The organism is Glycomyces terrestris (assembly GCF_003933745.1).
Lineage (GTDB): Bacteria > Actinomycetota > Actinomycetes > Mycobacteriales > Micromonosporaceae > Glycomyces > Glycomyces terrestris.
Window position 1 is genome coordinate 26,315 of the sequence record NZ_RSEB01000002.1, and the last position, 22,706, is coordinate 49,020.

At 70.1% G+C, this 22,706-nt stretch carries 11 protein-coding genes and 1 tRNA gene; 9 read left to right on the top strand and 3 right to left on the bottom strand.

Going from position 1 to position 22,706, the window contains the following annotated elements; genetic code table 11:
* From EIW28_RS05670 to EIW28_RS05720, 9 genes are all read left to right on the top strand, one after another.
* A complete protein-coding gene (locus EIW28_RS05670; RefSeq protein ID WP_125246775.1) occupies positions 1–1,308 on the top strand; it encodes a hemolysin family protein in 1,308 nt (435 codons plus the stop codon).
* Positions 1,301–1,639 carry a cytidine deaminase gene (locus EIW28_RS05675; RefSeq protein ID WP_125246776.1) on the top strand — a complete coding sequence of 113 codons (339 nt, stop codon included), beginning with the start codon at positions 1,301–1,303 and terminating at the stop codon, positions 1,637–1,639. The genes EIW28_RS05670 and EIW28_RS05675 overlap by 8 nt, the downstream gene beginning before the upstream one ends.
* Positions 1,632–2,531 (top strand): GTPase Era, encoded by a 900-nt coding sequence (era, locus tag EIW28_RS05680; protein ID WP_125246777.1) that lies wholly within the window; start codon positions 1,632–1,634, stop codon positions 2,529–2,531. Before EIW28_RS05675 ends, era begins: the two co-directional genes overlap by 8 nt.
* A 100-nt stretch (positions 2,532–2,631) precedes the next feature.
* Positions 2,632–2,708 (top strand) — tRNA-Met (locus EIW28_RS05685).
* A 347-nt stretch (positions 2,709–3,055) separates the two neighbouring features.
* A complete protein-coding gene (locus EIW28_RS24110; RefSeq protein WP_158630300.1) occupies positions 3,056–9,109 on the top strand; it encodes a LamG domain-containing protein in 6,054 nt (2,017 codons plus the stop codon).
* 42 nt (positions 9,110–9,151) lie between these two features.
* The gene (locus EIW28_RS05705; RefSeq protein ID WP_125246778.1) at positions 9,152–15,883 is read left to right on the top strand and encodes an RHS repeat-associated core domain-containing protein; all 6,732 of its coding nucleotides are present in this window, start codon (positions 9,152–9,154) and stop codon (positions 15,881–15,883) included.
* Positions 15,883–16,467, top strand: coding sequence for a barstar family protein (locus EIW28_RS05710; protein WP_125246779.1), 585 nt, complete (start codon positions 15,883–15,885; stop codon positions 16,465–16,467). Before EIW28_RS05705 ends, EIW28_RS05710 begins: the two co-directional genes overlap by 1 nt.
* 158 nt (positions 16,468–16,625) lie before the next feature.
* Positions 16,626–17,597 (top strand): TRM11 family SAM-dependent methyltransferase, encoded by a 972-nt coding sequence (locus EIW28_RS05715; protein ID WP_197717108.1) that lies wholly within the window; start codon positions 16,626–16,628, stop codon positions 17,595–17,597.
* Positions 17,598–17,833: 236 nt separating this feature from the next.
* Positions 17,834–18,190 (top strand): Rv3235 family protein, encoded by a 357-nt coding sequence (locus EIW28_RS05720; RefSeq protein WP_125246781.1) that lies wholly within the window; start codon positions 17,834–17,836, stop codon positions 18,188–18,190.
* Between the two features lie 56 nt (positions 18,191–18,246).
* Here the strand turns inward: EIW28_RS05720 and EIW28_RS05725 are convergent, their stop codons facing one another.
* From EIW28_RS05725 to EIW28_RS05735, 3 genes are all read right to left on the bottom strand, one after another.
* A complete protein-coding gene (locus EIW28_RS05725; RefSeq protein ID WP_125246782.1) occupies positions 18,247–19,509 on the bottom strand; it encodes a phytase in 1,263 nt (420 codons plus the stop codon).
* A 108-nt stretch (positions 19,510–19,617) separates the two neighbouring features.
* Positions 19,618–21,705, bottom strand: a complete 2,088-nt coding sequence (locus tag EIW28_RS05730; protein WP_125247526.1) for an iron ABC transporter permease — start codon at positions 21,703–21,705, stop codon at positions 19,618–19,620.
* 5 nt (positions 21,706–21,710) lie between these two features.
* Complete coding sequence (locus tag EIW28_RS05735) at positions 21,711–22,700, bottom strand: ABC transporter substrate-binding protein (RefSeq protein WP_125246783.1); 990 nt, start codon at positions 22,698–22,700, stop codon at positions 21,711–21,713.
* Positions 22,701–22,706: the final 6 nt, after the last annotated feature.

Here is a 22,706-nt window from a genome sequence, read left to right on the forward strand (position 1 = left end):
ATGCCGTACAACCTGCTGGCAGCCGCCGTCGCGCTCATCGTCGTCGCCGGGGCCGCCGCCATGGTCGACTCTGCCCTCACCGCGGTCTCGCCGGCCCGCGCGGCCGAGCTCGCCGAGCAGCGCCGCCGCGGGGCCGAGTCGCTCGTGAAGGTCGTCGACGACCTGCCCGCGCACCTCAACCTGCTCATCCTGCTGCGCCTCGCCTGCGAGGCCGCCGCGATCTCGATCGTCGCGGTCCTGGCGTTCCACACCTGGGACGACTCGTGGACCGCGGTCGTGCTCTCCGCCGCGGTCATGACCGTCGTCTCGTTCGTCGTCATCGGCGTCAACCCGCGCACGCTCGGCCGCCAGCACGCCTACCCGGTCGCGCTCGCCGTCGCCGGCCCGGTCGCGATGCTCGGCACCGCGCTCGGGCCGCTCGCGAAGGTCCTCATCCTCATCGGCAACGCCCTCACGCCCGGCAAGGGCTTCCGCGAGGGCCCGTTCGCGACCTCGGAGATCGAGATCCGCGAGATGGTCGACGCCGCCGAGGCCCAGGGCACTGTCGACCACGACGAGCGCGACATGATCGCCTCCGTGTTCGCCTTGGGCGACACCGTGGTCCGCGAGGTCATGGTCCCGCGCACCGCGATGGTGTGGGTCGGAGCCGACACGCCCGCCGACGAGGCCAAGCACGTCGCGCTCCGCTCCGGGTTCTCGCGCATCCCGGTGGTCGGCGAGGACCTCGACGACCTCCGCGGCGTCGTCTACCTCAAGGACCTGGTGCGCCTCGAGGACGGCGCGAACCCGACCGTGGGCGAGGTCATGCGCGCCGTCTCGATCGTTCCCGACTCCAAGCCCGTGGACGACCTGCTGCGCGAGATGCAGACCGCGCGCATCCACATCGCCGGGGTCGTCGACGAGTACGGCGGCACCGCCGGGCTCGTCACCATCGAGGACATCCTGGAGGAGATCGTCGGCGAGATCACCGACGAGTACGACCAGGAGCTCCCGCCCGTCGCCTGGCTCGACGACCGCACCGCGCGCGTCACCGCCCGGCTCGGCGTCGAGGACCTCGCCGAGCTCTTCGCCGTCGACCTGCCCGAGGTCGACGTGGACACCGTCGCGGGCCTCCTGGCCGCCGAGCTCGGGAAGGTCCCGCTCGCCGGGGACCGGGCCCGCCTCGCGGGCCTCGAACTCACCGCCGAGGGCACCGTGGGCCGGCGCAACCGCATCGAGACGGTCCGCGTCGCGCGGCTGCCCGAAGCCGACGACGAGACGCCCGAAGCCGCGACCGCCACTGACGAAAGGCACGAACTCAATGTCTGACCTGGACCTCAACGACCTCGACGCCGAGGACGCGAAACTCCTCACGCTGGCCCGCGGGGCCGCGGGGCGCGTCTCCCAGACCACCGGCGCGGCCGTGCGCGACGGCATCGGCCGCACCTACGCCTCGGCGGCGGTCGACCTGCCGTCCCTGCGGCTGACCGCGCTCCAGGCGGCGGTCGCGCAGGCATTCGCGGCGGGCGCGGAGGTGCTGGAAGCGGCCGTGGTCTTCGGTGCGGAGTCGGACGACGAGGGCCTCCGGGCCGCCCGCGACATCAGCAGCGACGTGGCCGCGTACTCGGTCATCCGGAAAGAGGTGAACCGTCTTGCCTAGCAACGAGTTCCGCGCCGGCTTCGCCTGCTTCGTGGGCCGCCCGAACGCCGGGAAGTCCACGCTCACGAACGCGATCATGGGCCAGAAGATCGCGATCACCTCGAACCGGCCGCAGACCACGCGCCACGTCGTGCGCGCGATCCTGCACCGCCCGGACTCCCAGCTCATCCTCGTCGACACGCCCGGCCTCCACCGGCCGCGCACGCTCCTCGGCGAGCGCCTGAACGACCTGGTGCGCCAGACCTGGTCCGAGGTCGACGTCATCGGCCTGTGCCTGCCGGCGAACGAGAAGCCCGGCCCCGGCGACAAGTTCATCTCCGGCGAGATCGCCAAGCTCGGCGCCAAGGTCGTCGCGGTCGTCACCAAGATCGACCTCGTCTCCAAGGACGCCCTGGTCCGCCACCTCACGAACGTCGCGGCCCTCGGCGAGTTCGCCGACATCGTGCCCGTCTCGGCCAAGACCGGCGAGAACCTCGAGGAGCTCGTCGGCGTCCTCTCGGGCCACCTGCCCGAGTCCCCGCAGCTCTACCCGGACGGCATGATCTCCGAGGAGCCCGAGCGGGTCATGATGGCCGAGCTCATCCGCGAGGCCGCCCTCGAAGGCGTCCGCGACGAGCTGCCCCACTCCCTCGCCGTCGTCATCGAGGACGTCGAGGACGAGGAGTCCGAAGGCGGCCCCCGCAAGAAGATCTGGGCCGAGATCTACGTCGAGCGCTCCTCCCAGAAGGGCATCGTCATCGGCAAGGGCGGCGAGCGCCTCAAGCGGGTCGGCACGAAGGCCCGCAAGGGCATCGCCCAGCTCATCGGCGGTCGCGTCTACCTCGACCTCCACGTCCGCGTCGCCAAGGACTGGCAGAAGGACCCCAAGATGCTCGAACGCCTCGGCTTCTAGCCGCGCGGCCGTTCCGACCGCAGGTAAACGTAGGGTGACCCCACTCACCGAACCCGCTGTGGCAGGTGGTTTCCGGGATGATGTACTCTTTACATACCGACGCGGGATAGAGCAGCTCGGTAGCTCGCCAGGCTCATAACCTGGAGGTCGGTGGTTCAAATCCGCCTCCCGCTACCAACGGCCCCAGCCATCAGGCTGGGGCCTTTTTCGTATTTCTGACTCAGGGGCCTGGCGTCAGCACGCAACGAATGTGTCACAAGTCACTATCGTGAATCGGTCGGGACATCGCTTGCCACGCGTCTGCCCGTCCACCTGTGATTACGCCCGGTGATCATGATCAGCGCCGACTCGTGACGATCTGGGGACTCGGAGTGAGTTCGGCCTTCATGTCTCATTTGGCCTCTTCGGTCGAATAGTTCACTCTTGACAGTCCAGTGTGGGTGCCGATACGGTGACGCCCGGTCGAGCCCGCTTCCGTGGTCGCCTCGACACCCCGGTACCCCAACTGAATGCGGACCCCCCACATGCCGAATACCCTGCGACTCCCCGATCTCAGGTTCTCCCCTCGGAAGACCTCGACGAGCCTGTCCCGCTCGATCGTGCTCGCCGCGACCGCCGCGCTCGCCGCTTCCCTGCTCATCGCCGAGTCCGCCCCCGCGGAGACCACCGCCGACGGAACGGATTGCACGATCCTCGACGATCCGGAGTTCGTCGTCGACTCCGAAGCGGTCGCCCTCGAACTCGCCGAGGACTGCGGACGGCCGACGGAGGTCGACGCACTGCGAAACGAGACGACCAGATTCACCGCGCAGGTCGACGGCACGATCACGGCCGAGATGTACGCGACTCCGCAGTGGACCACCGACTCGGAGGGGAGCTGGGTCGCGATCGACCCCACGCTCGCGCCCGACGTGAACGGCCTGATCCAGGCCGCCCAGGTGCCGGGGACCTTCTCGGTCTCCTCCGGGGGAAGCGCACAGCCCCTGGCGACCATGACCACCGAAGCCGGGCAGACGTTCGAACTCCGGTGGCCCGAGGCCCTTCCCGAACCGGTGCTCGACGGGGCGACCGCACGGTACGAGGAGGTCTTCGCCGGCGTCGACCTGATCGTGGAGGCTGCCGCGGCCGGCTTCGCGTACCGCCTCGAAGTCGAGGACGCGGAGGCGGCCGCGAATCCCGAACTCGCTCAGATCGAGGTCGAACTCGACGGCACGCTGGAGGTCTCCCAGGACGCCGAGAGCGGCGCGCTCACCGCGACCGATCCGTCGACCGGCGAAGCGGTCCTGACCGCGTCGAACGCCCTCATGTGGGACTCGTCCGCCCCGCAGTCCGCCGACATCCCCGCGGCGGGTCCGACCCAGTTCTTCGCCGAGGCGCTCGCCGAGGCCGAGATCGGCTCCGACAGCGACCCCGGCGACCCCGGCCGGGTCGAGCACATGGCGGTGGAGCTCGACGGCGGCACACTGGCGATCACGCCGGACGCGGACCTGCTCACCGACCCCGAGACCGTGTACCCGGTCGTGATCGACCCGTCGTTCGAGTCCCCGATCTGGGCATGGGCCACCGTCGGCAGCGGCCAGTACGCGGACACGACGTGGTGGGACGACGCCGCCTGGCCGCGTTCCGGCGGCCTGCGGATGGGCTTCAACGGCTGGGCGGCTCCCGGCGAAGAGGGCTACGGGGTCTGGCGGTCGATGATCCGCTTCAACATCGGACAGCTTCAGAACGCCACCGTCAGCTCCGCATCCATGTCGCTCGAGCTGTTCCACACCGGCGGCTGCAATTCCTACCCGCTCGAACTGTGGCAGACCAACGCCGTGACCAAGGGCGTCACCCCGACCTCCTGGAACTCGACCTCCGGCAACTGGCTCCACGGCGCCCCGCTGGACACTCGGACCGTCGCCAGCGCCAACGCCTCCGGCGGCTGCCCCGTCGTGAACCCGGCCCGCATCGTCACCTTCGCCTCAGACGCGCTGACGCACCACGTGAACCGGCATGCGAACGAGCCGTACCAGTCGATCACCTTCGGGCTCAGGGCGACCGACGAGACGAACCGCGAGCAGTGGTTCCGCGCGAACGTCGCGACCGCACACCTGACCGTGTCGTACCAGCCGGCCGTCGCGGTCCCCTCCGACCTCAAGGTCGACGGCACCGGCTGCCTCGCTCCCGAGGCCGCGCGCGTCTCCGGCACGCTTCCCACGCTGTCGGCGATCCCGAACTCCAGCGACGACGCCGGACGCTTGAGCTTCTGGATCCAGGACGCCGCCGGCAACGCGGTGGCCCAGCACGACAGCCCCGGCGCCGTCCCCTCCGGCGAGGCCTACTCCTGGCAGGCGACGACGCCGCTCGCCAACGGCGAGTACCAGTTCCGGGCCCGGACCAGTTCCGGCGACGGCGTGACCGCCCGCTACACGACTTGGTGCACGTTCGAAGTCGACTCGACGCTCGACCTCGTCGAAGAGGTCTCCACGGACACGTTGACCTGCCCGTACGACACCACCGGCCTTGATCCCGCGGCGGACACGCTCACGGCCCCGAGCGAGGGCGGCGCGCTCCTGCTCGCCGAAGCATGCGGCCTCGGCGTCGTCGTGACCGGCCTCCAGGACTACGACACGCAGATCGTGGCGAACCCGGGGGGCACGCTGACCGCGCAGGTCGAGACCGTCCCCGCGTGGGCGCCGGACGCCGCCGGCACGTGGACCGAGATCGACACCGGTTTCGTCCAGGACGCCTCGGGGACGATCACCACCTCCGCCGCCGTCTCCGACATCACCGTCTCCCCGGGCGGCGACGGCCCGTTCGTGACCGCGACCTCTCCCGAGGGCGAATCCCTCTCGCTCACGTGGCCGAACCCGCTGCCCGCGCCGGTCGTCGAGGGCGACACCGTGACCTACGAAGGCGTCCTCACCGACGTCGACCTCCAGGTCAGCTCCAGTGCGGACGGGTTCACGTACGCCTTCATCGTGCACACCCCCGAAGCGGCCGCGAACCCGGAGCTCGCCGCGATCGATCTCGGCATCAGCGCCTCCGGCCTGACCGTCGGCCCCGGTGAGGAGGGCGGGATCGCCGCCACCGACGCCGCCGGCGAGGTCGTCTTCGCCGCGCCCGCCGCCTACATGTGGGACGCCTCGGTCGTGCCCGATCCCGCCGCGGCGGCCGCCGAGGCGCAGGCCTTCGCCGCCGCCGAGGACGAAGAGCTGCCGACCGACCTGCTCGGCGAGGACGATGTCATGCCGGGCCAGTACGCCCCGGTCGACGTGGCGATCGACGGCGGGACCCTGACCGTCACCCCGGACGCGGAACTGCTCGCGAACGAGGACGTCCAGTACCCGCTCACGATCGACCCGCCGTTCGTCGGCAAGCGCCAGGCATGGGCGAACCTCCTCGAGAGCAACCGCTCCGCCTCCTGGACCAACGACGACGACTGGCCCCGCAAGGGCGGCATGCGGGTCGGCCTGAACACCTGGCAGAACTGCGCGCCCGACGCCTGCGGCCTGTGGCGCTCCGCAGTGCGCTTCGACATCGGCGCCCTCGACGGCAAGGACATCCTGACCGCGAAGGTCGCGATGACGCAGACGCACACCGGCAGCTGCGGCTCGACGAGCATGGAGCTGTGGGAACTCGACCGGAAGATCTCCAACGGCGCCACCTGGAACTCCGTCACCGGCTCCCCGGACGAGCACCTCCAGACGAAGTCCGTGGCGTCGTCCAACTCGTCGGGATGCTCCACGAAGCATCCCGACCGCGACGTGAACTTCGACGGCGGTGACATCAAGACCGAGCTGAGGGAGAACGTCGCCGCCGGCCGGGACTGGATGTCGTTCGTGGTGCGCGCCTCTGATGAGGACGATCCGTACTCCTGGCGCCGCATCGACATCAAATCGGTCGAACTCCAGGTGACCTACAACCGGCCTGCGAAGCCCCCCACCAACATGCGGACGAACCCGCATGTCGACGGCGGCACCTGCGCGTCGAGCTACGCCACCGCCCCGTGGACCGCCGAGGTCCAGACGCGGTTCTCGGGGTACCCCCAGGACCCCGACGGGAAGACCGGCGCCAAGATCGAGGTCCAGCGGAGCGGCTCGACCAAGAACATCCTGACCTGGTCGACCACTCGGAACAAGGCGAGCAACTCGATCCAGAACTGGACGGTGCCCGTCGACAAGGCGCTCACCAGCGGCGACTACCGCTGGAGGATGGGCTCCCTCGACGACTACGCGAGCGGCACCGACGCCTGGGCCACCACCTGGTGCCATTTCCGCGTCGACGCGACCCCGCCGACCGCGCCGAAGGTGGAGATCCTGAGTCCGGCCGACCCCAAGGCCGGGGACACCGTCCAGTTCCAGGTGTCCTCGACCGACGCGCACTCCGGCGTCGCCTCGTTCCGGTACTCGGTGAACGACGGGCGCATGAGCGATCCCGTCGCGGCCGCCGACGGCAAGGCGACCTTCTCCTTCGTCGCACCGACCGCCGGCGGGCCGGTCAAACTCGAGGTCTGGGCCTACGACAAGGCCGGCGGCAGCCGACTGACCACGACCGACTTCTACGCTCCCCGGAACGTCGTGACGACGCCCGCCGCGGCGTGGCGACTCGACGGCGACGGCTTCGACGACGTCGGCGACGTCGTCAAGGTCGGCGAGGTCCAGACCAGCCTCGACCTCAACCTCGGCCGCACCTCCGGGTGGACCGAGTCCGGCGCTGAGACCCCTCCGGGCGAGGCGATGAAGTTCGGCGGCTCCGACTGCGTCTCGACGCTCGGTCCCGCGGTGAACACCAGCACCAGCTACACGGTCGCCGCCTGGGTCCGCACCGACACGAACGACGAGAACATCCGCACGGTCCTGTCCCAGTCGGGCGAGCGGCAGACCGGGTTCGCGCTCCGCTACCGCGGCGCCTCGGACCAGTGGGACTTCATGCTCAACCCGACCGACGACACCGACACCAGCGCCGTCGTTCGGGCCTCCTCCACCACCGTTCCGGCCGTGGGGGACTGGACGCACCTGGCGGTGTCGGTCGACCCGGGGTCCAAGGCGATCCACCTGTGGGTCAACGGCGTCCTGGAGACGACGAGGAACTTCAGCCACGAGGCCTGGAACTCCGTTGGTCCCGTGAACATCGGTTGCAGCGCCCGCAACGACACCCGAGCGCAGCACTCCTACTTCATCGGCGCGATCCAGCACGTCGGCATCTGGAACGGCCTGCTCACCACGGGCCAGATCCAGGCCGTCATGGCGGGCGGACTGCCCGCGGGCCTCGCCGGCGAGTGGATGCTCCGCGGCGACGCCGACGACACCTCAGGGCAGGCGAACGACATGGTCCTCCCGGCCGGCGGCGCCGCGTGGGTCGACGACCAGTGGGGGCGCGGCGAATCCGCCGTCCGGCTCGACGGCACGTCCTGCCTCACCGCCGGCGTCCTGTCGCAGAACCGCTCCGACGCCTCGTTCTCGGTGTCGGCCTGGGCCAAGGTCGACGCGGTGACCGGAGCCGAGCAGACGATCCTGTCCGAAGGCGACGAGCTCGCCAGCAAGTTCAAGCTGATGCTCGACTCCAGCGGCACCTGGTCCTTCTCGGTCACGCTGCCCAACTCGCAGGGCGGGGCCACCTGGAACGGCGTCAGCAGCACGAGCCCCGCGGTGGCGGGACGGTGGGTGCACCTCTCCGGCGTCTACGACGAGGAGGCCGGCCAGGTGCGGCTGTACGTCGACGGCGTCCTCGCCGGCACCAAGTCGCTCTCCAGCGGCACCCCGGACCCGGGGTACGGGAAGGTCAACATCGGCTGCCGCGCACTCCAGTCCGGGGCCCCGGGAGGCGGCCTGTTCAAGGGCACCATCTCCACGGTCCGGCTGTGGCGCGGCGCGCTGACGACCGCCGAGGCCGCCGCCGAGTACGGCGGCAACCCCGCCGCCGACCTGCTCGGGCACTGGACGCTGAACTCGCGGAGGCTCACCGACAGCGAGGGCGCGAACCACCTGACGATCCACGGCGACACGAAGTGGGGCTTCAACCGGGCGAATCTGGCGAACTCCGCACTGGAGTTCAACCGCGCCGGGTGGGCCACGACCCCCGACGCCGTCGTGCGCACCGACCAGTCGTTCTCCATCGCGGCGTGGGTCAAGGTCGACGCCAATCCGACGAACGGCACCCACTCCACGATCCTCTCCCAAGGCGGTGTCAACCGGGTCGGCTTCAACCTGAACTACACCGTCGACGCCGCCGGCGGCCACTTCCTCTTCGCGATGCCCTCGGCCGACACCGCCGCGGACGTCACGTGGAGTGCGTTCACCACCAAGCAGACGTACGCGCTCGGCGAGTGGTACTACGTGGCGGTCGTCGTCGACATCCCCGGCGGCACGATCCGCATGTTCGTCAACGGCTCCGAGGTCGCCAGCCTCCAGAACCCGACGGGCACGGTCGCCCCGCCCGCGAACCCCTGGAACGCCGAAGGGCCGCTGTACGTCGGCGTCCACGGACGCGAGCTCGGGCTCGTGCAGCACCTGGACGGCGCGGTCGACCAGATCCAGGTCTGGCAGTCCACCGTCGACCCCTACCAGTTCAGCAAGGTCTACCGGCCTCTCTGATCCGTCCACCACCCCTTCGCGACAACGGATGTGACCAGCTACATGAGCACTGTTCCCGATGGACTGCTCCGCGCCCACCGGCGCGTGAGCCTGCGGACGGCACTGCGGCGCGCGGCGGATCTCGGCGTCGCGGGACTCCTGGGGGCCGCGCTGATCACCGCGGCCCCGCTGCCGGCGTCGGCGCAGGAGCCGCCGGAGATCGCCCTCGACGAGCCGGTGCCCGCCACCGACGTCCCGCTCGGCGGCGCCGAATGGACCGACCCCTCGGCCGACCAGGTCTGGACCCCGCCGGCGGCCGTCGAATCGGTGGCCGAGCACGTCGAGGTCGCCGTCGTCGACGAAGGACCCGCGCAGTCCACCGAGGCCGCCGTCCTCGACGACGCCACCGCCGCCGCGCTCGGCGTCAACGGCGTCGTCATCGAGGTCGACCTCGCCGCCGACGGATCGCACGGCTCGATCGCCGTGGACTACGGCGCCGTGACCGACGCCTTCGGCGCGGAGTGGACGCAGCGCCTCGACGCCTTCGTCCTCCCGACCTGCGCGCTCGAGGACTCCTCCGCGGACTGCGGGGGCGCGATCGACCTCCAGTCCGAGCACGACGCCGCCGCCGACGTGCTCCTCGTCGACCTCGAGTCGGACGGCATGCAGGCCGCCGCGGACGCCGCCGGGACCGAGCCCGTCCTCCTCGCGGTCGCCGCCACCGCGGACAGCGACTCGGGCGACTACTCGGCGACGAAGCTCAACCCGCTCGGCACCTGGGAGGCCGGCTCCAACACCGGCGCCTTCACCTACAGCATCCCGATCACCGTGCCCCCGGCCGAGGGACCGGTCCCCGAACTCGCCCTGTCCTACTCCTCAGCGGTCCACGACGGCCGCACCTCCGGCAAGAACAACCAGGCGTCCTGGGTCGGCGACGGCTGGTCCTACGAACCCGGGTTCATCGAGCGCACCTACACCGCATGCTCGGACGACCGCGACGACGACTCCAACAACGGCGAAGACGACTTCACCGCCGACCAGTGCTGGGAAGGCGAGTCCGACCACATCACCGTCTCGCTCAGCGGCACCACCGCCACGCTGCTGAAAGACGACGACTCCGGCAAGTGGTACGCCGAGAACGGCGCCGCCTGGAAGATCGAGCACCTCGGCACCGCCGCGAGCGCCGGCACCGCCACCACCGAGCGCTGGCGCATCACCACCGAGGACGGCACCGTCCACGAGTTCGGCGCCGTCGCCGGCTCGCGCCTGACCGTGCCCGTCTTCGGCAACCACTCCGGCGAACCCTGCCGCGCCACCGAGTTCAAGGACTCCTCCTGCAAGCAGGCCTACCGCTGGATGCTCGACACCGCCGTCGACACCCTCGGCAACAAGACCCGGTACAACTACACCACCAAGACCGGGCACTACGGCGCCGGCGGCGACGAGGACGAACGGACCTCCTACACCCGCGAGGCCTACCTCGAGAGCATCGAATACGGCCTGCGGGTCGACGAACCCGGCACCGCCGCCACCGCCCGGATCAACTTCGCCCTCGCCGACCGCTGCGAAGGCGACTGCTACGACGCCGACGGCAAACCGATCGAGACCGCCTGGCCCGAGGTCCCCTGGGACCTCCACTGCGCCGAGGCCCCGTGCTCCACCCAGTTCTCCCCGGTCTTCTTCGAGACCCGGTACCTCGACACCATCACCACCCAGGTCCGCGAAGGCTCCTCCTGGCGTGACGTCGACCAGTGGAACCTCGACTACGACTTCAAGACCTACGGATCCGAGAACCAGGTCGTCCTGTGGCTCAAGTCGATCCAGCAGACGGCCAAGACCGGCGACGACCTCTCCCTGCCCAAGATCGAGTTCGGCGGCTACGCCCTGCCGAACCGCGTCGAGGCCGCCGACCGCATCCAGCTCTGGCGCTGGCGCATGTCCTCCATCAAGACCGAGACCGGCTCGGTCATCAGCATCGGCTACTCCGCGCCGGAGTGCGAGACGCTCCCTTCGAAGGCGTCCAACACCGAGCGGTGCTACCCGACCCTCTCGAAGCCGCGCGGGCAGAGCGTCACCGTCGAGGACTGGTTCCACAAGTACGTCGTGCTGGAGGTCGGCCAGAGCGACCCGACCGCGTTCTCGCCCTCGGTGACGACCTACTACGACTACTCGACGGACGGCAGCGACACCGACGTCCTCTGGGCCTGGGACGACTCCGCCCACACCCGCAAGTCCGAGCGCACCTACAGCCAGTGGCGCGGATACGCGCAGGTCACCACCCGAGTCGGAGATCCGTCCGAAGGACCGCAGCAGGTCACCCGCACGCGCTACTACCGCGGCATGGACGGCCAGCCGCTCTCCGGCGGCGGCGAACGCTCGGCGACGGTCACCGATGCGGAAGGCAACGCCGTCACCGACCACGAGGCCTTGGCGGGCAACGTCTTCGAGACCCTGACCTACAACGGCGACCAGATCGTCGAAGGGGCGACGACCCGCTACTGGACCTCCAAGCGGGCCTCGCAGTCCCACGACGGCGGCGCGTACGAGGCATGGCTCACCGCGCCCTCCAGAGAGGACTCGCGGCGGTGGCTCGCCGGGGACACCTGGCAGCGCAGCCGGCTGTCCACCGAGTACGACGCGCTCGGCCGCCCGGAAGCCGTGACCGACCACGGCGACCTCGCCGCCACCGGCGACGAGAAGTGCACCCGCACCTGGTACGTCGACTCGGCGACCGCGAACCTCTACTCCCTCGTCAGCCGAAACGAGGTCGTCGACGTCGGATGCGGGACGACCCCGTCCAGGCCCGCGGACGTGCTCAGCGAGACCCGCTTCTACTTCGACGGCCACACTGGGATCGGCGACGAGCCCGTCGACGGCCTGCTCACCCGCGTCGACGAGCTCGCCTCGTGGCCCGCCGGCGGCTCCGCGACCTACAAGACCGTCGAGACCACCGGCTACGACGCGCTCGGCCGCGTCACCTCCGTGAAGGACGGCCTCAACCGGATCACGACCACCGCGTTCACCCCCACGGGCGCCGGACCGGTCACCAAGACCGTCACCACCGACCCGGCGGGCTTCGCCGAGACGGTCACGCTCGACCCCGCCTGGGGACACGCCACCAAGATCGTCGACGCCAACAACCGCGCCACCGAGATCGCCTACGACGCCTTCGGGCGCACCGTCGCGGTGTGGCTGCCCGGCCGGACCCGCGGCACCGAGTCGGCCTCGATGACCTTCGCCTACAACGTGCGCAGCGACGGCCCCTCCACGATCACCACCAAGGAGCTCAACGCCGCCGGCGGCTACATCACCTCGATCGAGCTCTACGACGCGATGCTGCGACTCCGCGAGACGCAGGCCGCCTCGATCAACGGCGGCCGCACCATCACCGAGCAGTACTACGACTCGCAGGGCCGCGTCTACGAGGAGCGGGGGCCGAACTACAACAGCGCGCCGCCCTCCACGACCATCGCGACCGTCGCCCGCACCGACTCCCCGAACCGCGTCGAGTACCGCTTCGACGCCGCCGGCCGCATCACCGACACGATCCAGTTCGACCGCGATGAAGAGCTGTGGCGCACCACGACCTCCTACGGCGGCTCCACCGACGGCTTCCAGACCCTGACCGTCCCGCCCGACGGCGCCGCCGCCGAGGCCACGATCGAGAACGCCCTCGACCAGGTCACCGAGATCCGCACCTACGACTCGAACCAGCCCACCGGCGACTGGGACCCGCTCACCTACACCTACACCCCGCTCGGCGAGGTCGCGACCATGACCGACGCGGCCGGGAACCTGTGGGAGTGGAAGTACGACCTCCAAGGGCGCCAGGTCTCCTCGACCGACCCCGACGCGGGAACCACCACCACCGTCTACGACGGCGCCGGCCAGACCATGTCCACGACCGACGCGCGCGGGAAGACCCTCCAGTTCAAGTACGACTTGATCGGGCGCGTCATCGAGCGCCGCGACGGCGCCGGCACGCTGCTCGCCTCCTGGACCTATGACACCGTCCCCGGAGGCAAGGGCCTGCCGGCGAGCACCACCCGCTGGGTCGGCGGCAATGCGTACGTCGAAGAGATCGAGATGTACGACGCGGCCGGCCGCGCCCAGATCGTCACCACGACGATCCCGGAATCGGAGGGCGCGCTGGCCGGCTGGTACACGGTCAGCCAGACGTTCTTCGACAATGGCCAGATGGCGACGCGCGGGTACTCCGAGACCGGCTCGATGGGCGAGCAGATCCTCACCTTCGGCTACGACTCGCTCGGCAACCCCACCCACATCCTCACGTCCATCGGCGACTACAACCACGTCATCGTCGACGCCGCCACCTACACGCCCTTCGGCGAGATCTCCTCGCGCCGCCTCAACTCCGAGGACGCGAAGTACGCGTACCAGAACTTCCAGTACGACGAGACCACCCGGCGCCTGACCCGGTTCACGTTCAGTCACGAGACCACGAATCCCCATGTGGCCGACGTGAACTACGCCTACGACGACGCCGGGAACGTGCAGTCGGTCGTCGACAAGCCCGTCGGCAACGGGTCCCGCTGGGAGACCCAGTGCTTCAACTACGACGCGCAGCAGCGGCTGACCGAGGCCTGGTCCCAGGGCGGCGACACCGCCTGCTCAGCGACGAGCGCCTCCGCCACGGTCGGCGGCCCGGCCCCGTACCGGAACACGTACTCCTACGACGACGCCGGGAACCGCACCGGCGACCATCTGAGCGTCACCGGCCAGGCGGACACCGCGCGCACCTTCACGTACGCCGAGCCCGGCGAGGCGCGCCCGCATGCGCCGGTCGAGGTCGACTACGCCAACGGCGACCGCGCGATCTTCGGTTACGACGCGGCCGGCAACACCACCAGCCGCGACGTCGGCGGCGACGTGCAGACCTTCGAATGGGACGCCGAAGGCAACAACACCGTCGTCAACACCGGGGACGCCCAGACCCGCATGGTCTACGACCCGGACGGCGAGCGCCTCATCAGGGACGACGGCGACACCGTCACCCTCTTCATCGCGGACACCGAGGTCGTCTGGAACCGCGACGCCGAGACGCTCGACACCACCCGCTACTTCCAGCACGCCGGGCACACCGTGGCGGTCGCCAACGGCGACTCCCTCGGCAACTGGCGCTTCACCGGCGTCAGCCCGCAAGGCACCGCGACCCACTCGGTCAACGCGGTCTCCGAGTCGTTCGTGACCGTCCGCTACTTCGACCCGTACGGCATCAACCGCGGCGACCGCACCGGCCAGTGGTTCGGCCAGCAGGGATGGGTCGGCGGCGTCGAGGACCCCGAGAGCGGGCTCCTCGAACTCGGCGCCAGATCTTACGACGCCCTGTTCGGGCGGTTCATGTCGATCGACCCCGTCATCGACGTCACCGACGAGCAGCAGATCAACGGCTACGCGTACGCCAACCACAACCCGGTGACCTTCGCCGACCCCACCGGCCTCTTCCTCGGCGGCCTGGTGGACAAGGCCAAGGACGCGGTCGACTCGGTCGCCAACACCGTCTCCGACGTCGCCGGCAGCGCCGCCGACTGGGTCGTCGACAACGCCGGCACGATCTCCACGGTCGCAGGCGTCGTCGCCACCGTCGCCGCCTTCGTCCCCGGAGGCCAGGTCGTCGCCCTCGCCGCCAGCGCCGTGGCCATCGGCGCAGGAGCGATCGAAACCAGCCAGGCCTGCGCCGCGGGCGAGACCGTGGACTGCGCCATGGGCGTGGCGGGCATGCTCCCCGGCCCCCTCGGCACCGCAGCCGACGTCGCCGCCACCGCCTACACCTGCACCACAGGAACGGCGACCGACTGCATCACCGAGTTCATCCCGGGAGGAAGAAGGGGTCCCGACGCAACCGACGGCGGCACGAGCCCCAGTTCCGATGCCACCGATGACTCGGGAGCGAGTTCGTGCAAGTCGTTCGTACCCGGAACTGAAGTCCTCCTTGCTGACGGCACCCGGGTTCTGATCGAGAACATCCGGCAGGGAGACCGCGTCCAGGCAGTGGATGCGGTCACCGGCCAGGTCGCGACAGGAGAAGTCCTAGTCGCACACCGGACTCCAAGCCAAGAGCGTGGTCTTATCGAGATAGCAATCGACACAGACCTCGATGGCACGGGCGACACGGTGGTCGTCTCCACGGTCGGGCATCCGTTCTGGGTCGCAGACGACAACGTGGAATCGGAATCCGCCGTCGACGCGACATGGAACGAGATCCCCGCGGACTGGCGGCCCGCGCGTTCACTCGAAGCGGGAAGCTGGATCTCGACCGGTGCCGGGACCTGGGTCCAGGTGACAGCCGTTCTGGAACGACAGACCGTGACCGAAACCTACAATCTGACGGTCAAGGGGCTTCATACCTACCTGGTGGCTGCTGGCGATGCCTCAATCCTCGCGCACAATCAGAACGGACATCTGGATGCTTGTACGGCCGTTGCGGATAGTGCCAATCTTCCAGACGTCGGCCTGGTCGAGGGGCCTGCTCCGGCCCAGGCATATGCAATGCTCGACTTGATCAATGCTCGTCCCGACGGATTGGGCAAAGTGCCAGGTTACAATGGCAACGTGAACTGGGGCAACGGAGGCGGACTTCTGCCCACTGATCAGCGGTATCGCGAATGGGACGTGTATCCCACCGGTTCGGTGAACTGTCCGCAATGCGGGGGGACCGTTCGAGGAGATGAGCGAGTGATCACGACTCGGGACACCACGAACAATGATGCCTACTACTCGCCGGATCATTACCATACTTTCTATTATCTGCACGGAGGGTCGAAGCCTGTCTGATGGGGGAGAAACTTCAGCTTCCCGGAGCTTATCGCGGAAGCATACCCGTCCTTCTCGCCATCGAAGAGTCGAATCTTCTGCGTGAGAGCGGCGATCGCGAGCGTGAATTCTTCATTGAAATCGACGGAAGCAAGATTGCAGGGCCCGTCGATATATTCACCATGCTGGGGAGGAAGGTCCATCTCCATCCATATCTCGGTCGAAATTGGGATGCACTCGCTGAGGCACTGGTAACCGTCGGTGAGGCGCTCGAGGCGGATAGAGTAGTCCTGATCATCCGCCATGCGGAACTACTTGCGACCAAGAGCTGGCTGCCCACCTTCGTAAGGGTGATGTGCCATGCGAGTGAATCCGCCGGAGCGTGGTGCAACGACGAGGGCGAGCCGTATGACGGACATCGCTTCGCCCTGCGAGTGCTACTGGTACTCAAAGACGGCTCATTCGACCGCTTCCGGGAATCGATCATGTCTAATTCCGACAGCTTGAGGGATTACTACGGAGTCGCGCTACGGGTCGTCGCTCACGGTTCTGCGACGGGCTTCCGGGCGCTTACTGTCGACCCCGAAAACCGAGGCTATTTCTAGGTGATCACCTGGTGGTAGGATCCGCGGTCGAACCTGCGAGGGCGCTTCCGTCGCAGGCTCTCAGCGAATAGTCGTAACGAAGGGCGACCACGATGCAGCAGTACGCCATGTTGATCGCTCCTTCTGCGAACCGGGTGTATTCGCAGCATGCGGGTCGGATGGTGGCGGCGGAGATCGGGGTGTTCGGGCTCGGGGCGCTCGCGGGGGCCGTGGAGGAGCTCGAGGAGGCCGTCATCGGGGGCGTGCCGTACCTGGTGTTCCGGGCCAAGGCGCTGTCGGGGCGGGATCTGCGGCTGCTGTCGAACGTGTCGTCGCTGTTCGCGCTGTTCGAGGTGCACGGGACGATGCTGGAGCCGATCCCGGTGCAGCGGATGGACCGGTACGACGACGATCTGGTGTCGATCCTCAAGTACGTGGGGAAGACGAACGAGCAGTTCACGAAGCTGCTGCTGAACGTGACCGCGGCGAGCGCGTTCGACGCCGAGCGGATCCTCGGCGGGGGCCTGAAGGTGTTCGACCCGATGTGCGGGCGGGGGACCACGCTGAACCAGGCCGCGATGTACGGCTACGACGGGTTCGGGGTCGAGGTCGACAAGCGGGACTTCGAGGCGTACGGCGCGTTCATCCAGCGCTGGCTGAAGGACAAGCGGCTCAAGCACAAGGCGCTGACGAGCCGGGTGAAGCGGGACGGGCGCGGGGTGGGGCAGCAGACCCGGGTCGAGTTCGCGGCGACCAAGGAGCTGCACCGGGCCGGGGAGACGCAGGTGCTGGAGATCGTCAACGCCGACACGCTGCGCAGCGGCGAGATCTACCGGCGGCGCAGCTTCGACCTGATCGTGACCGACGTGCCCTACGGCGTGCAGCACGCCGCGGTGCGCGACACCAGGGCGCTCTCGCGCCGGCCGACCGAGCTGCTCGAGGCCGCCGTCCCGGTGTGGGCCGAGCTGCTGCGGCCGGGCGGGGCGATGGGGCTGTCGTGGAACACCTACACGACCGACCGGTCCGAGCTGGCCGCGATGCTGGAGGACGCCGGCCTCGAGGTCATGGACGCCGGGCCGTACCTCGACTTCGAGCACCGCGTGGACCACGCGATCAATCGGGACCTGATCGTCGCTCGCCTGCCGCGCTAGCCCCTGGGCGACACGCTGAAGCGAAATCTCCGATTTTTGTAGGGTTCGGCATTCGGCGCGGTGTTACCGCCTGGCTTCTGTCGCTTACGCGCCGGTCCATCATCGACACCGGTCGTGCGGGCCCGACAAAAATCGCGGCACCGGACGGCGATGGTCACGTTCAGTGTTGTTGACTTCACTCAATGTCGCCTCTAGATTCTCTCCCAACGGAACCCACCGACCCGTTAGGAGCGACCGTGAACTGCCGCAAGGACATCGCCACTCTCCCGCACCCGCGACAGGCCGTCAGCTACTCCTGCTACTTCCTGAACGTCCTCACTGGACGCAAGTCCGCCGCCGAGGCCCGCCTGTTCGCCACCCAGGAGGGCTGGGCCGCCTTCGTCCGAGTCCGCCGCCGCGTGCCCCACCACCTCCGCCAGGTCCGGGTCCGCCGCGCCACCACCCCGACGCCCGGCACCGTCGAAGTCCTCGCCATGGTCGAGAACGGCGCGGCCCACCACGCCATGACCTTCACCTTCACCGCCACCGACCACGGCTGGCGCCTCGTCCACTGCGACCTCATCGACCGCACCGAGCCGAGGCACCGCCGCTAGCCCGGGCGCAGCACGAGGCCGCCGGACCCGAACGGGTCCGGCGGCCTCCTGTGCCGCTAGCGGCGGGTGCAGTTCACGTGGAGGTCCAGGCCGCTGTGCTCGGCCACGTCCTGCCAGGCGAGGTACTTGAAGTTGGTGCTGGACTCGTCGGCGCCTTCGGGGGTGTTGTCGCCGTCCTGGACGACGAGGAGGCCGCCGGGGTAGCCGGGGAGGGAGGCGCTGACGACGTCGGCGCCGTCGCTGTGCTGGGTCGAGTCGACCGCGCCCGACTCGATGCTGAAGCTCCCGAGGTAGGCGTTGGCGCCGCGCAGGTCGTACACCGCGAAGCTGTCGTCGCCCTGGCTGGAGGCGAGGAGGTAGCCCTTGCCGCGGCCGGTGGGGTAGATCGTGAGGCCCTCGATGTCGGTGCGGAGGACGTCGCCGCCGTAGCCGGGGTCCGGGCCGTACGCGCACTCGTCGGTCTCGGGGTCGTACGTGCCGGGGAGGCCGTATTCGACGGCGGTGTCGACGAGCTCGGGCTCGCCGGTGAGGTCGGCGGCGATCTTCCAGATGCCGACGAGCTCCTGGCCGAGGTAGGCGGTGCCGGTGGCCTCGTCGACGACCATGCCCTCGACCTGGGGGTCCTGGCCGGTGTCGTCGCAGGGCTTCCACGAGGAGCCGTCGGGAAGGGTGAAGTCGGCCGGCAGGCGCAGGGTGCGGACCTTCTCCCACGTGACGTGCTCGCCGTCGGCCCGCAGCTTCAGCAGGGCCACTTCGGATTCGGCGTTGCGGCTGACGAGGACGTAAGCGCCGGAGCGGGTCTGGAAGGTCGCGAGGCCGTACGCGGTGTGCTCGCCGTTGACCTCCTCCTGGCTGGAGCTGAAGATCCAGCCGGCGTCGGGGGCCGTGACGTCGACCAGCTCGCCGTCCTCGATCGCGAAGATCCCCAGGTCGTCCATGCCGCGGTCGGAGGCCACCGCGAGGTCGACGCGCTCGCCGTCGAGGCGGAAGTCGGTGACCAGGTCGACGTTGTTGTAGCGGCCGGGGGCGTCGTCCTCGCCGGGGGCCGGGCGGGGCTCGATGTGCTGGACCTCGTCGCCGTCGAGGTCGTAGACGTAGAGTCCGGCCTCCTTGGCCGTGGTGATGACGAGGCTGTCCTCGGGGTCCTCGCGGTCGATCCAGATCGCGGGGTCGTCGGCGTCGGCGTCGTCCTCGTCCCACAGGGCGGGGGTCTCGAGGATCGCGGTGACCCGCTCGACCGGGTCCGCCTGCGCCGCAGGGGCGGCGAGGAGGGCGGTGATCGAGGCGAGCGCGGTGACGGTGAGCAGGCGTGGCGGCACGGGTCCTCCAGGGACGACGGGGAAGCGACCGAGGGGTTCAGCGGTCGGATCGATCCTCGACCCCGCCGGTGAACCCCTCGTGAATCCCGTTCGTCGTGCGCCCCAACCTCAGGCGGTCCTGGTGCGGGTCCGCCACAGCAGCCACACGAAGTACGGCGTGCCGATGAGCGAGCACACCAGCCCCGCCGGGAGCTGCGCCGGGGCGATCACCGTGCGGCCCAAGGTGTCCGCGACGCTCACCAGGAGCACGCCGAGGAGGATCGAGACGGGGAGCACGCGCGCGTGCCGGCTCCCGACCAGGCCGCGCGCCAGGTGCGGGGCCACCAGGCCCACGAAGCCGATCACGCCGACCACCGCGACCGCCGCCGCGGTGAGGACCGCGGCCGCGCCGAGCAGCAGCAGCCGCGTCCGCTCCAGCCGCACGCCGAGCGTTCGCGGCGTGTCGTCGTCGAGCGCGAGGAGGTCGACCTCCTTGCGGTGGGCCGCTATCAGCGGCAGCACGACCACGAGCGCCGCCGCGAGGGGGATGAGCCGGTCGGCGGTGCGCCCGTACGTCGTGCCCGACAGCCAGGTCATCGCCTTCGGCGTGTTCCACGGGTCCGACGCCAGGATGATGAGCGTGATCGCGGCCATGCCGATCGACCAGACGCCGATCCCGATGAGCACCAGGCGGGACGTGTCGAGCCCGCCGCGCCACGCGAGCGCGTACACCAGCGCGAACGCCCCCAGGCCGCCGACGGCCGCCATGCCCGTCACGGCCCACGCGCCCGACTCGGGCGCCCAGGTGATCAGGGCGACCGCGCCGATCCCGGCGCCGGCCGTGACGCCGAGGAGGCCCGGCTCGGCGAGCGGGTTGCGCAGGATCCCCTGCGTCACCGTCCCGGCGCAGGCGAGCGCCGCGCCGGCGAGGATCGCGGCGAGCACGCGCGGGTAGCGCTGCTCGATGATCCACGTGTAGCTCGCCCCGGTCCGGCCCGCGACCCAGTTGACGAGGTCGCCGCCGAGGAGCATCGTGTCGCCCGAGAGCATCCCCGCGAACAGCGCGCCCGCCGACGCGGCGGCGAGGCCGCCGAGGATGAGCAGGAACGCGAGCCGGCTCCGGTTCGCCGCGCCGTGCAGGATCGCCGGCCGGTCCTCCGAGCCCGCGCTCGTCACCGACCGTGCCAGCCACACCATGACGGCCGCGCCGAGCACGGTGGTCGTGACGCCGACCGGGATCTCGATGCTCTTGTCCGCGCCCAGGATCGCGCGCACGCCGAGGTCGGCGCCGACGACGACGAGCGCCCCGCACAGGGCGCTGAACGGGATCAGGGCCCGGTGCGCGAGCAGCACCGGGAGGCGCCGCGCGATCTGGCGCGCGATCACCGGGGCCGCGAGGCCCACGAACCCGATCGGGCCCGCGACCGCGACCGCGCACGAGGCCAGCAGGAGCGAGCAGAAGACCGCCACGGTCCGGGTGCGCCGCACGTGCACGCCGAGGCTCGACGCCGTGTCGTCGCCGAGCCGCAGCAGGTCCAGGCGCGGCGCCCACAGCATCGCGGCGGCGATCGCGAGGAGCACCAGCGGCGCGGCCTGCGACACCGAGTCGAACCCGGCCAGATTGAGACTCCCTGAGCCCCAAGCGAACAGGCCGGTCGTCTCCTCCTGGAACAGCAGGATCAGGAGCGACACGAGCGAGTTCGCGGCCATCGCCGTCGCCGACCCGGCGAGGATGAGCCGCGTCGTCGCCGACTCGCCGCCGCCCGCCGACAGCGCGAGCACCAGGCCCGCGGTCGCGAGCGCGCCCGCGAACGCGACGCCGATGCCCGACAGCAGCGGCAGCGTGATCCCGAAGGCCGCCACCGCGGTCACCGCCAGGTACGCCCCGGCGTTCACCGCGAGCGTGTCGGGGCTCGCGAGCGCGTTGCGCGCCACCGACTGAAGCAGCACGCCGGACGCGCCGAGGGCGACGCCGACCAGGACCGCGCCCGCCAGGCGCGGCAGCCGGGAGCCTTGGAGGACGTGCCACACGCCCTCGTCGGCGCTGCCGGAGACCAGCGCGAGCAGGTCGCCGGCGTCCACCTCGGACGTGCCCTGCGTGAGGTGGAGGGCCGCCAGCGCGACCAGGGCCCCGGCCGTGAGGAGGAAGGCCGCCGCGGCGGGAAGGAGGCGCGGCGGCCTCCGGGCCGGAGCCTCCGGTCGCGCCGGCGAGCTCAGGGCGCTCAACTCGCGTAGACCTCGGCGAAGTAGTCGAGGAGGGCCTCGGACGAGCGGGGGCCGCCGAAGGTCCAGGTGCCGGCCGGGAGCTCGTACACGTCGCCGCTCTGGACGAACGCCAGGTTCTCCCAGATCGCGTTGCCGGCGACGCCCTCGGTGAAGATGTTCGAGCCGTCGGCGTTGTTGTTGATGAACTTCAGCTCGGTGTCGGTGTACTGGGCCATGCCCTCGACGTCGGTGCCGCCCAGGCCCCACATCCCGTCGGTCTCACCGGTCCAGGCGTTCTCGAGGCCCACGGCGGTGCCGAGGGAGCCGACGAGCGAGCCCGCGCCGAAGGGGCGGATGGCGACGGCGTCGCCCTCGATCCAGCCGTCCGCGAACAGGTACGGGACGTCGCCGGTGCCGGCGGCCTCGATGGCGGCCTTCGTGTCGGCGACCTTGGCCTCGAACTCGCTCCACAGCGCGTCGGCCTCGTCGGTGCGGCCCATGAGGGTCGCGATCATGTCGAGGTCGCGCTTCATGCGGGCCACGTTGTCGGTCTCGTTGGAGCCCTCGGTGACCAGGACGGGCACGAACTCCTCGATCGAGGCGATGAGCTCCTCGTCGTCGGTCTCCATGACGACCAGGTCGGCGCCGAGGCCCGCGATCGCGTCGATGGACGGCTCGGAGCGGGTGCCGACGTCGGTGACGGTGTCGTCGAGCGGGACGACGCCGCCGACCCACGTGTTGTACCCGGCGAGGTCGGCGACGCCCACGGGCATGACCCCGAGGCTCGCGACGAGCTCGACCTCGGCCCATTCGAGGGCCACGACGTCCTCGGCCGGCGCGTCGAGTTCCACGGTGCGCCCGAGGAAGTCGGTGACCGAGACGGGGCCTTCGGCCGCGGCGTCGCCGCCGGCGTCCTGGCCGTCCTCGGTGGTGCCGCACGCGGCGGCGGCGAGGACGGCGGCCAGTGCCGCGGGCACGGCGAAGCTCTTGAGGGCGGGAATGCGCATCGGGTT

Bases quoted from the DNA above. Each gene is read 5' to 3' on its own strand.
- EIW28_RS05670 (WP_125246775.1), top strand. From the start codon at position 1: ATGCCGTACAACCTGCTGGCAGCCGCCGTCGCGCTCATCGTCGTCGCC.
- EIW28_RS05675 (WP_125246776.1), top strand. From the start codon at position 1,301: ATGTCTGACCTGGACCTCAACGACCTCGACGCCGAGGACGCGAAACTC.
- EIW28_RS24110 (WP_158630300.1), top strand. From the start codon at position 3,056: ATGCCGAATACCCTGCGACTCCCCGATCTCAGGTTCTCCCCTCGGAAG.
- EIW28_RS05705 (WP_125246778.1), top strand. From the start codon at position 9,152: ATGAGCACTGTTCCCGATGGACTGCTCCGCGCCCACCGGCGCGTGAGC.
- EIW28_RS05710 (WP_125246779.1), top strand. From the start codon at position 15,883: ATGGGGGAGAAACTTCAGCTTCCCGGAGCTTATCGCGGAAGCATACCC.
- EIW28_RS05715 (WP_197717108.1), top strand. From the start codon at position 16,626: ATGGTGGCGGCGGAGATCGGGGTGTTCGGGCTCGGGGCGCTCGCGGGG.
- EIW28_RS05735 (WP_125246783.1), bottom strand. From the start codon at position 22,700: ATGCGCATTCCCGCCCTCAAGAGCTTCGCCGTGCCCGCGGCACTGGCC.